Source organism: Methylobacterium sp. 4-46, assembly GCF_000019365.1.
In the GTDB taxonomy this organism is placed as follows: domain Bacteria; phylum Pseudomonadota; class Alphaproteobacteria; order Rhizobiales; family Beijerinckiaceae; genus Methylobacterium.
This window is the reverse complement of record NC_010511.1, coordinates 6,775,288-6,787,080: the sequence shown is the minus strand read 5'-3', so window position 1 is coordinate 6,787,080 and position 11,793 is coordinate 6,775,288. Positions and strand designations below refer to the sequence as shown.

At 69.9% G+C, this 11,793-nt stretch carries 9 protein-coding genes, 1 tRNA gene and 1 pseudogene; 9 read left to right on the top strand and 2 right to left on the bottom strand.

Annotated elements, in window-relative coordinates; translation table 11 throughout:
* Positions 1 to 387: 387 nt before the first annotated feature.
* Together M446_RS29820 and panE are read right to left on the bottom strand one after the other, a co-directional pair.
* Positions 388 to 903 carry a hypothetical protein gene (locus tag M446_RS29820; RefSeq protein ID WP_012335815.1) on the bottom strand — a complete coding sequence of 172 codons (516 nt, stop codon included), beginning with the start codon at positions 901 to 903 and terminating at the stop codon, positions 388 to 390.
* A 472-nt stretch (positions 904 to 1,375) separates the two neighbouring features.
* On the bottom strand, positions 1,376 to 2,320 hold the full coding sequence (panE, locus tag M446_RS29815; protein ID WP_012335814.1) for a 2-dehydropantoate 2-reductase: 945 nt from the start codon (positions 2,318 to 2,320) through the stop codon (positions 1,376 to 1,378).
* 232 nt (positions 2,321 to 2,552) lie between these two features.
* Here panE and M446_RS29810 point away from each other — a divergent pair, with 232 nt between their 5' ends.
* The 9 genes and pseudogenes from M446_RS29810 (at position 2,553) to M446_RS29765 (ending at position 11,768) form a co-directional block, all read left to right on the top strand.
* Positions 2,553 to 3,869 (top strand): chloride channel protein, encoded by a 1,317-nt coding sequence (locus tag M446_RS29810; protein ID WP_012335813.1) that lies wholly within the window; start codon positions 2,553 to 2,555, stop codon positions 3,867 to 3,869.
* 42 nt (positions 3,870 to 3,911) lie between these two features.
* Positions 3,912 to 3,985 (top strand) — tRNA-Gly (locus M446_RS29805).
* 608 nt (positions 3,986 to 4,593) lie between these two features.
* A pseudogene (locus M446_RS36075) lies at positions 4,594 to 5,341 on the top strand (IS5 family transposase); the annotation flags it as partial.
* 294 nt (positions 5,342 to 5,635) lie between these two features.
* Positions 5,636 to 6,160, top strand: a complete 525-nt coding sequence (locus tag M446_RS29790; protein WP_012335812.1) for a MucR family transcriptional regulator — start codon at positions 5,636 to 5,638, stop codon at positions 6,158 to 6,160.
* Positions 6,161 to 7,362: 1,202 nt separating this feature from the next.
* Positions 7,363 to 8,193 carry a chromate resistance protein ChrB domain-containing protein gene (locus M446_RS29785; RefSeq protein ID WP_012335811.1) on the top strand — a complete coding sequence of 277 codons (831 nt, stop codon included), beginning with the start codon at positions 7,363 to 7,365 and terminating at the stop codon, positions 8,191 to 8,193.
* A 2-nt stretch (positions 8,194 to 8,195) separates the two neighbouring features.
* Positions 8,196 to 9,596, top strand: a complete 1,401-nt coding sequence (gene chrA / locus M446_RS29780) for a chromate efflux transporter (protein ID WP_012335810.1) — start codon at positions 8,196 to 8,198, stop codon at positions 9,594 to 9,596.
* Positions 9,596 to 9,964, top strand: a complete 369-nt coding sequence (locus tag M446_RS29775; protein ID WP_012335809.1) for a hypothetical protein — start codon at positions 9,596 to 9,598, stop codon at positions 9,962 to 9,964. The genes chrA and M446_RS29775 overlap by 1 nt, the downstream gene beginning before the upstream one ends.
* Before the next feature lie 51 nt (positions 9,965 to 10,015).
* The gene (locus tag M446_RS29770) at positions 10,016 to 10,945 is read left to right on the top strand and encodes a DUF1259 domain-containing protein (protein ID WP_012335808.1); all 930 of its coding nucleotides are present in this window, start codon (positions 10,016 to 10,018) and stop codon (positions 10,943 to 10,945) included.
* Between the two features lie 208 nt (positions 10,946 to 11,153).
* Complete coding sequence (locus M446_RS29765) at positions 11,154 to 11,768, top strand: superoxide dismutase (RefSeq protein WP_012335807.1); 615 nt, start codon at positions 11,154 to 11,156, stop codon at positions 11,766 to 11,768.
* The last annotated feature ends 25 nt before the right edge of the window (positions 11,769 to 11,793 follow it).

Below are 11,793 nucleotides of genomic sequence, written 5' to 3'. Positions count from 1 at the left end.
TGGGCAGGGGCCACGCCCCAGGGTTGCCGGTATCTTGGGGTCGGCGCGGTTAGGATGCCGTCTCGGCCCGCGCCGGATCTGACCGCCCTGGAGCCACTATCCCTGTCGGATCTGGTCCGGCGGCGTGTCCTCGCCGCTTTCGGCCGTGCGGGTCGCCTGAGGGTGATGGCCGTGAGCGCACATCGCTGACCTCCTCTCGTCGACTTCGACCCGGTCATGCTGCGCCCGTTCGGGGGCGCGGGTCAAGCGGCCAGTGAGCCGGCTCACACCGGCGCTGACGGCTCATGACCGCCGGTTCCGCCCTCGCATTTCTCGCCACGCCTCCGGCCCGGGGTCGCCCCTTCGAGAGGCGCGACGGCCCGGTCCGTCGGCATCCTGGGCCGTGCATCACACCACGTGCAGGATCGCGTCCTTCACCACCCGGGCGACGATTTCGCAGGTGAGCTCGCTCGCGGCCGCGTGGGTGACCTGGCGGTCGTCGCGGTCGTGGTCGAGGGCCGGGTCGCAGGCGCTGGCGAGGAAGTAGCCGGCATCCGTGATGCTCATCACGTAGACCGGCGAGGCGCGGCCGCTGCCGCGGTTGATGAGCATGAACTGCGTGTAGGCCTGCTCGAAATCCGGGCGGCCGCGCAGGGAGGGCCCGCGCTCGACGAGGACGCCGCAGGGGGCGAGCTGGGCGGCGGCGGCTTCGAGCACCTCGGCGGCGATGCCCTTCAGCAGGGCGACGCGCCGCAGGTCCTCGGGCGAGAGCGGCGCGGCGGGGGCGGGCGCCGCGGCCGGCTCCTCGGCGGCGTGGCGCTTGCGGCGCTGCTCCTCGAAGAAGGACGCGAAATCCGACAGCACCGCCGGCGCGCAGCAGGGCGACGGGGTGGCGGCCTCGACGCGGGGCTCGCTCTCGGCCATCGCGACTCTCCCAGATCCCAACCGGCCCAAACGCCGCGGAGCTTAGTTCGGATGCGCGCTGCGGCAAGCGACCGCGGCAGTCATGTCGACGGCCCAGGGTGCCGACGCATCCGGCCGTCGGCCCTCTCGACGGGTCGACCCCGAGCCGGAGGCTTGGCGACCCCTGCGCATCATTCCGCCGGCCGGGACCGGCCGGTGCCGACGTGGCCACCGGTTCGGCGGCGAACCGAAGCACCGCGTCAGCGAAACATGATGCGACACCAACAGACCAAGCAGGATGGCCCCATGCAACTTTGCTTGGAGAACGGAACCGACGGTCATGAGAGATGACCGTTCGTGTCATACGGGATCCGCGTGATCGCAGCGGATCCCGGATCACGCGCCCGCGCGGCGCCTGAGCGCGGCGCCTGAGCGACGCCGACATCCGCATGGCCGAAATCGGAGATGGCGAAGCCATCAACCGGATGGCGTATCAGGCGCGGGCCTCCTGACGGGCGCGCCGCCGCTCGTAGGTCTTGAGATGGGTGAGCACCGTGTCGAGATGCGGGAAGGGCGCCTCGGGCGCCCCGGCGCGGCCGCGCCGCAGCAGGTCGCCGACGATGTGGTCGGCCTCGATGGCGGCCCCCTTCTCGATGTCGCGCAGCATCGAGGCGGTGAAGGCGGAGCCCTCGGCCGTGAGGGTGCCGCGGCTGGTCTCCAGGAACTTCTCGCGCGGGGCGTAGCCGGCCTGCGCGGCGATGCGGCGGCACTCGTCGAGGAGGCCGAGCATCAGCGCCCGCCCCCCCGGCGCCCCGACGATGTCCCCGACCGTGCCCCGCATCAGGCAGGTCCCGCCCGCGAGCGTCGCGAGGAAGACCCACTTCTCCCACATCTCCAGCAGCACCTTGTCGGTGAGCCGGGCCGTGAAGGTGGCGTCCCGCATCAGCGCCGCGACCGCCTCGACCCGGGCCGAGCGCGTCCCGTCCCGCTCGCCGAAGGTGAGGCTGTGCAGGTCGCTCATCTGCACGATCTCGCCCTCCGGGCCGAGCGTCGCCGCGATGGCGCAGGAGCCGCCGAGCACGCGCGCGGGCCCGAAGCGGGCGTCGAGGGCGTCGAGATGGGCCATGCCGTTGAGGATCGGCAGGATCGCGGTCCCGGGCCCGACCGCCGGGGCGAGGTCCTCGATCGCGCCGGCGAGGTCGTAGGCCTTGCAGCTCAGGAGCACGAGGTCGTAGGGGCCGGGAATCGCGCCGGCCGTGACGGTCGCCGGGGCCGCCAGGTGCGCGTCGCGCACCGGGCTCTTCACGGTGAGGCCCCGGGCGGCGAGGCGCGCGGCGCGCGCGGGCCGCACCAGGAAGGTCACGTCCCGCCCGGCCTCGGCGAGCCGCGCCCCGAAATAGCCGCCCGTCGCGCCCGCCCCGACCACCAGAACCCGCATCGCGCCTCTCCCTGGAGCCTTGCCCGACGAGGCCGCGACCGGTTCGTCGGACGAGGCGGCCTCGTCGATGACCGCGAGCGGGATCCGATCGCCGCGTGGCCGGATCCCGCTCGGGGCCGCCCACAGGGTATGGCACGCCCGCGGCCGGAACAGCTTCGCATCCCCTGCCCTTTCGTCCAAGGTGGGAGCGCCCGGGTCGGGAGCGCGGGCGGTTCATGGAGGATGGCGCGGCATGCGCAGGGTCGGATCGTGGCCGCGCGTCTCGGGCCCCCTGCGCCGCCGGATCATCGATCCCGGGACGCGCCGCGCCCTCTTCCTGGTCGGGGGCCTCTGCGTCGGAGCGGCGGCGGTGCTGATGGCGCAGCTCGCGGACGCCGCCCAGGCGGCGCTCCAGGCGATGCTCGGCGTCTCGCCCCTCCTCGCGCTGGCGGTGACGCCCCTCGGCTTCGGCCTCGCGGCGCTCCTCGCCCGCACCATCTTCCCGAATTCCGAGGGGAGCGGCATCCCGCAGGTGATCGCCGCGCGCCACATCGCCGATCCGGCCCGGCGCGCGGGCCTGGTCTCGCTGCGGGTCGCCTTCGGCAAGATCGTGGTGATGACGCTCGGCCTCCTCTGCGGCGCCTCGACGGGGCGCGAGGGGCCGACCGTGCAGGTGGGCGCCGCCCTGATGGCGGCGGCCGGCCGCCGGGCGCCGGAGCACCAGCGCGGCCTCCTGCTCGCGGGCGGGGCGGCCGGGGTGGCGGCGGCCTTCAACACGCCGCTCGCCGGCATCGTGTTCGGGATCGAGGAGCTCAGCCGCTCGTTCGAGGCCAGGACGAGCGGCCTCGTGCTCGGCACCGTGATCGCCGCGGGCCTGACTTCCCTCGCCCTCGTCGGCAACTACGCGTATTTCGGCACGACGGCGGCGAGCCTGCCCTTCGGGCCGGCCTGGCTCGCGGTGCCGCTGTTCGGCCTCCTCGGCGGGGTCTGCGGCGGGCTGTTCAGCCGCATCGTGATCGCGGCCGCCCGCGGGCTGCCGGGGCGGCCGGGGGCGCTGATGCGGGCGCATCCGATCGCCTTCGCGATGCTGTGCGGCCTCGGCGTCGCCCTGTGCGGGCTCGCCACCGGCGGCCACGTCCACGGCACCGGCTACGCGGAGGCGAGGGCGCTGCTGCACGGCGAGGCCGCGCCCGCGCCCTGGTTCGGCCCGGCGAAATTCGCCGCCACCACGCTCTCCTCGATCAGCGGCATTCCGGGCGGGCTGTTCGCGCCCTCGCTCGCGGTGGGGGCGGGGCTGGGCGCGCACCTCGCCCCGCTGCTCCCGGCGGCCCCGGCCGGCGCCCTGGTGCTGATCGCCATGGTGGCCTACCTCGCCGGCGTGCTGCAGGCGCCGATCACCTCCTTCGTGATCGTCTCCGAGATGACCGAGGCCCACGCCCTGGTGATCCCCCTGATGATCGCCGCCCTGCTCGCCGACGCGACCTCGAAGCTGATCTGCCCCGAGGGGCTCTACCACGCCCTCGCGGCGCCGATCATCGCGCGCCTCGCGCCCTCGCGCGGCCCCGCCTGACCGCTTCTCATCGCCGGAGCCCCGTGCTATCGGGGTCCCCGCGCGGGTGTAGCTCAATGGTAGAGCAGCAGCCTTCCAAGCTGAATACGAGGGTTCGATTCCCTTCACCCGCTCCAAGGACTTCAAGCACTTAGCTGCCAGTCCGAGCCGCCCGAGAGGGCGGTTTCGTTTTCCGGGCAACACGACGGGTAACAGCGAGCGGCACCGAATCGTGCCGCTCACGTGGAGCCTTGAGCACCATCAGCCGATCGGCCCGCCCCAATCCCTCCCGTGGTGTGAGCCGGCTCTGTAGATCCAGCCAAGCAACGGGGATACCCCACGAGGTGCTCCTCGACGGGTTAAGATTGTGCCCGCCCTCGCGCGCGTCAGGACCACGAATTCGCAAAGGCGTAGCATGGTGCGGATTACGGAACCCACGGACAGCCTCCAGAAGACCTCTGAGCCGGTCCGGCCAGGGCGCAAGTCGAGGGGCTGTTTATCGGCCTCTCATCCGCCATCCGGTTGACGGCTTCGCCATCTCCCCTTTCGGCCATGCGGATGTCGGCTTCGCGCAGGCGCCGCGCGGGCTCGTGATCATCTGCCGCCTACTGTGGCGGCCGGAAGCGTCTGGACGGGCGTGGCGGGGTTGGAATGCAACCGCCTGGAGTTCAGGGTCTAAACCCACTCAACGTATTGCGATGATGAGCATAACGTGATTCCAGACGCCTCCCAGATGGCGGAGGCCATGGCAGAGCTGTTCTGGCTGTCGGACGAGCAGTGGCAAACGATCGCGCCGTTCATGCCCACCAACCGGCCCGGCGCTCGCCGCAAGGATGACCGCACGATCCTCTCGGGCATCCTTCGTCCTCAAGAGCGGCCGCTGGCAGGACTGTCCTCCTGAGTACGGGCCCGCGACCACCGTCTACAACCGCTTCACCAGGTGGTCGCGCCGCGGCTTCCGGACCGCCATGCTGGCCGCCCTGGCCAAAGCCGGGTGGTCCGGCGAGGCCGCCGCCCTTGAGGCGACCTGCGTCAAAGCCCAGCGGAGGGCCCACGGGGGAAAGGGGGGCCCGCGCACAGGAGATCGGTCCCTCGCGCGCTGGCGCGACGACCAAGATCCACGTCCTCACCGACGTGATCGGCCGACCGGGGGTCATCCACCTCACGCCCGGCAACGCCAGCGACGTGAAGACCGCGCCCGCCGGGCTGGCCCAGGCGCCCGGCCGGGTGCATCGGTTGATCGCCGACAAGGGCTACGATGCCGACTGGCTGCGGCGGAACCTGCGGGAGCAGGGCATCAGCGCGGTCACCCCGCTACCCGCGCCCGCACACGCAAGATCCGGCTGGACAAGCAACGCTCCCGTGACCGCTGGCGCATCGAGGCGGTCTTCTGCCGCCTGAAGGACTTCCGGCGCATCGCCACCCGCGACGACGAACTCGCCCGCAACTTCGCTTCCGCGCTCGCCCTCGCGGCTGTCGTCGCGTTCTGGTGCCGATTGAGTCTGGACCCTAGGATACACTTGGCCGTGTCCGCCCACGTGTCTCCGATCTTCTTCGCATCGCTCTTCTGGATCGCATCGAGCTGCTTCTTCAGCTCGGCCACCGTTTTTCCAAAGCGATCGCAGACTTTGCAAGGAGAGGGTTCGCGTCAGACATCTTCGGCCTCTACGCTCAGGGGGCGCAAATTCTGTGGATGGGGTGGATCTTCTGCTCGGCGGCGGCATTCCCGGTATAAGCTGCATGCAGTCACTCTAAAACATATGTTAACAGCGTAAGGAGACCGCCGAATGCCTGAGTTTGAAAGCAAAGCTCCCACGCAAGAGGGTGCACTGATCGAACAGGTGGCCGATATTGTTTCGGCCTATGTCTCGAGCAACCGGGTGTCAGCAGGTGAGTTGCCAAGCCTCATCGCTTCGCTTCACACTGCCCTTCAGGGCCTTGGGAAGCCCGCCACGCCACCGGCAGAGGAGACGCCCAAGGCGACTGCCGCCCAGATCAGGAAGTCGATCACGCCGGATGCCCTGATCAGCCTCATCGACGGAAAGCCCTACAAGACGCTCAAGCGGCACCTCACCACGCAGGGCCTGACCCCGGACGAGTACCGGAAGAAGTTCGGTCTGCCGTCCGACTATCCAATGGTAGCGTCGAACTACGCGGCCCACCGATCGGAACTCGCCAAGACCAGCGGGCTTGGCCAGCGTCGCCATCGGTCGCCAGCCGAGAAGCGCGCCAGTCCTGACCCCAAGGTGACGGCACCGGCCACGCCAAAGAGGGGGCCGGGCCGCCCACGGAGAGCTAAGGCGACCGAGTGAGGCAATGAGCGACGTCAGAGTGGCCAGCCTGTGTCACTCTGCACCATTCGGGTATGTGGCCGCGGCTGTAAGCCTGCTGTAAAATCGCTTTCAAGAATGCCAGTAGCGATGCTTTCGCGGCCAGGCTGGCGCACAAGGGGCTATCATGAAGCGGTCTGCCAGAGCGCTGATCAAGTGCCGAGTGCTACGCGAGTTGGATCGTAGTCTCGCGCAACGTAACCTTGAGCGAGTTGCCATCTTGCTTGGGCGGCAGCTCAGAATCGAGAAATACAATACTGCAGCAGCGTAAGGCTCCCTGCATGCGCTTTGATGCGGGATACCGTTGGAGGATAGCCCGGACGGCCAAATTGAGCGCGGGCACCTTCTCGAAGCAGCCCGGTTCTGCGCCCGACCAGCCCGGGCAGGCTCGCAGTTGAGCCCAGAGGGCGGCCAGATCGCACCTCACGCCCTCTGCCGTTGCCAGACCGTCCAGTTCGGTTCGCTGGTCCGATCGGCGGCAGGTTCACGCGGGTGCCCTCCTCATCGCCCGGGAGCCTGCACGCGGCCTCCATCCAGGAGGGGTGGACGTCGCGACGACCGCCGTGTGGTGGCGCATCAGGTTCATGATCGACTTGGCAATCGGATCACCGGCCGACGCAGTGACTCGCGGCGTCTGCGGCTTATGTCCCGATCACAGCGGGCTTGAATAAGTTCGCCGCGACAGTCCAGGCTCAGGACAGATCGGGGCCGGAATGCGCCCGTTCCAGACCTTCGACCGATGCCGCCGGAATGGCCGCTCGACACCCGACAGCGGCCATTCGAAGTCGGCGGCGGCCTCCTCACGCTTCATGAGTGCTGGGCGGTGAGTGGCACCACGGATGCAGTGTGGCTGCATCGGGGTGTGAGTGGGGCGGTCGCACCGGCTGGTGCCTCGGCTGCCGGCCGAACGGTCCGGAGATCAGGGCGTGGCGCAAGCTCGCGCCCTACCGGCGCCCCACGCTCCCGCGTGAGCTGCCGCGCGGGTTGGAGCAGGTGAAGCGGGAGCCGGAGGCGGCCGACCCGACCCGCGCTTCACTCTAAGGGGATACCGCAAACCGAACCGTTGGTCGGGCGCTTGACACGCGCGCTGCGGAGGTCTTCTGTTCCGCCTTCGGGAAGCGATCTCCCGACGAGGCTCCGGCTGAAGAATCGCGTCCAGCCTGCATCTCTTGCAAGGACGCGCCATGCCTACGCCCAACGCCATCCCTGTCGATAAGCTCGTTCGCCTGATCGGCACCCCCGGCTGCCCGGTGCTCCTCGATGTGCGCACCGAGGAAGATTTCGCCGCGGACCCGTGCTTAATCCCGAGCGCCGTGCGCCGCCCCTGGGCCGAGGTAGCCTCGTGGGCCGGCGCCCTCGCTGGCCGCTCCGCCATCGTAATCTGCCAGCGCGGCCAGAAACTCAGTCACGGCGTGGCCGCCTGGCTGCGCCAGGAAGGCGTGCCGGCCGAAAGCCTGGAGGGCGGCACCGAGGCGTGGCGCGCCGCCGAGCTGCCGACGGTGCCGGACGCCAAGCTGCCAACCCGCGACGCCCGGGGCCGGACGGTCTGGGTCACCCGCGCGCGGCCGAAGATCGACCGCATCGCCTGCCCGTGGCTGATCCGCCGCTTCGTCGATCCCTCTGCCGTGTTCCTGTTCGTGCCGTCCCCTGAGGTTGAGGCGGTGGCCGCGCGCTTCGGCGGCGCCGCGTTCGACATCGACGACCCGGAGGTGGTCTGGAGCCACCGCGGCGAGCTGTGCACCTTCGATGTCTTGGTCGAGGAGCTGAACCTCGGCACCGCGCCCCTGCGCCAACTGGCTGCGATCGTCCGTGGCGCCGACACCGCCCGGCTCGACCTCGCGCCCGAGGCCGCGGGCCTGCTCGCCGCCTCGCTCGGGCTGTCGCGGATGTACGCCGACGACCTGGAGCAGCTCAATGCCGGCATGCTCCTCTACGACGCCTTCTACCGCTGGTGCCGCGACGCCACCGACGAGACCCACAACTGGCCGACCAACAAGCCCAAGCCGGGGGTCTGACGATGAGCAGCACGGTGAGTGCCACCACGCCGGGCATGGTGGCCGCCGGCCCCGTTCCGGTCACCCTGGCGCAGGCCCTGCCGGTCTGGCTGCGCGTGGCCGGCCTCTCGTTCGGCGGCCCGGCCGGCCAGATCGCGGTGATGCACCGCATCCTGGTCGAGGAGAAGCGCTGGATCTCCGAGAACCGCTTCCTGCACGCCTTGAACTTCTGCACGCTGCTGCCCGGGCCGGAAGCGCAGCAACTCGCCACTTACGTCGGCTGGCTGATGCACGGCAGCCGCGGCGGCCTGGTGGCCGGCGGGCTGTTCGTCGTCCCGGGCATCCTGGCGATCATGACGCTCAGCTGGATCTACGCGCTGTATGGCCAGGTCGGCCTGGTGGCCGGCCTGTTCTTCGGCCTGAAGGCGGCGGTGCTCGCCATCGTGCTCCAGGCCGTCCAGCGCATCGGCCGGCGGGCGCTCAAGAGCCGGGTGATGGTCGCGCTGGCGGCCGCGGCCTTCGCGGCGATCTTCGTCTTCGACGTGCCGTTCCCGCTGATCGTGCTGGCGGCCGGCGTGATCGGCTATTTGGGCGGCCGCGCCGGCCGGCCGGAGTTCCGGGCCGGGGGCGGCCACGGCAGCGGCAGCACGGTCGCTGAAGGCCCCTTCCTGCTCGGCGACGACGAACTCCCGCAGGAGCATGCCGCGCCCAGGGACACCGTCCGCGTGCTGGGCGTCTGGGCGGCCATTTGGCTGCTGCCGGTCGCCGCCATCCTGCTCGCCCTCGGGCCGAACGACGTGTTCAGCCACGTCGCGGTGTTCTTCTCCAAGATGGCGATGGTGACGTTCGGGGGCGCCTACGCGGTGCTGGCCTACGTCGCCCAGCAGGCGGTGGAGCATTACGGCTGGCTCAAGCCCGGCGAGATGCTCGACGGTCTCGGCATGGCCGAGACCACGCCCGGCCCCCTCATCATGGTCACGCAGTTCGTGGGCTTCATGGCCGCCTTCCGGGCGCCCGGCGCGCTGCCGCCGCTCGTCGCCGGCACGCTCGGCGGGTTGCTGACCACCTGGGTGACCTTCGCGCCCTGCTTCCTGTGGATCTTCGTCGGCGCCCCTTACATCGAGCGCTTACGCGGCAACCCGGCCCTGGCCGGCGCCCTCTCGGCCATCACCGCGGCCGTGGTGGGGGTGATCCTCAACCTCGCGGTCTGGTTCGCCCTCCACACGGTGTTCACCCAGGTGCAGCCGGTCGCGCTTGGGCCACTCCGGCTGGAGGTGCCGGTCCTCTCCAGCGTGAACGTCCCGGCGCTACTGCTGGCGCTGGCCGCGATCGTCGCAGTGTTCCGCTTCCAGGTCGGCATGATCGTGACCCTGGCCGCCTGCTCAGCGGTGGGGCTGGCCCTGTATCTCGTGGGGATCGTCTGATGCGCGCTTCCTGTCGCACGCGCGGGCTGGGTGCCGCCGCCCTGCAGACCGGCTTGGTGCCGGCGCAGCCGGCACCGGCTGCGGGGGTCTTTCAGCAGCTCACCGGGCCGCAGATCCGCGCCCGCCTGGTCGGCAAGGAGGTCACCGACGAGGTGCACTGGTCCTACCAGTTCGCGCCGGGTGGCCGGCTGCAGGCCGTGTCCATGGGGCGGCCGCGGACCGGCACCTGGCGGCTCAAGGGCGACACGCTGTGCCTGGATGACGACCCGTGTGTCCAGGTCTGGATGGCCGGCAGCCGCGTCGAACTGCGCCGTGACCGCGCTCTGCCCGAGGAGGGTGTGCTGCAAGCTCCGGTCCGGCGCCGCTGACGCCGGCCTCACCCACCGCTGATGACGAAGGAGATGACCATGCGTTCGTGGATGACTCCCGTTCTCGCTCTCGGGCTGGTGGTGCTTGCGCCGTCCGCGCAGGCTGCCGAGCCCTGGCAGCAGGCGATCGCCAGCGGCCTCGGCAAGGCCGGCACGGAAATGCCGGGTGGGGTCTACCGGGTCGGGCTGCCGCGGACCGATCTGAAGGTCACGCTCGACGGCGTGACCCTCAAGCCGACCTTCGCCCTGGGGTCCTGGCTCGCCTTCAGGAAGGTCGGTGAGAACCAAGCGATGGTGATGGGCGATCTCGTGCTCACTGAGGACGAGGTGAACCCGGTGATGGCCCGCCTGCTCGAGGGCGGGGTGGAGATCACGGCCCTGCACAACCACCTGCTGCGCTCCTCGCCCAGCACCCTCTACATGCACGTCTCCGGGCACGGGGAGCCCGGGAAGCTCGCCACCACGCTGATGGGCGCGCTCGGCGCCAGCCGGACGCCGTTCGGCGCCGAGACCGCCGCGGGCACGCCTCCGGCCGGCAATCCAAGCCCGGCCCCTGCGCAGGCGACGCCGGCGGACCAGACCCCAAACCTCGACACTGCGGCCATCGACGCAGCGCTCGGACGAAAGGGCAAGCTCAACGGCGGCGTCTATGCCGTCAGCGTGCCGCGCGCGGAGACGCCGAAGGACCACGGCATGGAGGTGCCGGAGGCGATGGGTTCGGCCATTGCCATCAACTTCCAGCCGACCGGGAGCGGCAAGGCGGCCATTACGGGTGACTTCGTGTTGACCGCCAAGGAGGTCAATCCGGTACTCGCGGCCCTGCGCCAGAATGGCATCGAGGTGACTGCCCTGCACAACCACATGCTCGACGATGAGCCGCGGCTGTTCTTCATGCACTTCTGGGCCAATGACAATGCCGGCAAGCTCGCGAAAGGGCTGAACGAGGCCCTCAAGCACATCAACGTCGCGCCGGGCGGCTAGAGCGGCACCCGATCACGTTGCAATCGGGTGCCGCTCTCGATCTTTGATCTTGCCGCATTTTCCGCGACGAACCGGCATCCACTTCGTCGGAAAATGCTCTAAGGCCACGCGCACAGGCCAGCCAGGCCGCTCGTCGCGAGCAGCACGCAATGAGGGGACCGGCTGGCCCCGGGGTGATCAGGCCTGCACGCGATCAGGGGAGATCGGGATGACCTACGCCATAAAACCGCTCGGTTGCGACCCCGCCCGGATCAAAGGCATGTCGGAACGGCTGATCATCAGCCATTACGAGAACAGCTACGGGGGCGCCGTGAAGCGCCTGAATCTCCTAGAGGAACAGATCTCCGGGTTGGACTACGAGACCGCCTCCGGCTTCATGATCAACGGGCTCAAGCGCGAGCAGTTGATCGCGATGAACTCCATGATCCTGCATGAACTCTTCTTCGATGGGCTCGGCGAGGAGAGTGAACCGGGGCCGGCACTGCGTCACGCCCTCGCCCGCAGCTTTGGTTCGGTCCGGCGCTGGCGCTCGGAGTTCGTCGCCATGGGCAAGGCCCTGGCCGGCGGTTCCGGGTGGGTGCTCCTGTCCTGGTCGCCGCGGGACGGCAAGCTGGTCAACCAGTGGGCTGCCGACCACGCGCACACGCTGGCGGGAGGCGTGCCGATCCTGGCGCTCGACATGTACGAGCATTCCTACCACGTCGACTACGGCGCCAAGGCCGCGACCTACGTCGACACCTTCATGCAGGCGATCCGCTGGGAGAACGCGACGAGGCTATTCTTAGCCTTGGGTCATGATGGCTACACAGAAACCCCGGGGTAAGTCGACTCTCTCCAAAAGTGACAGG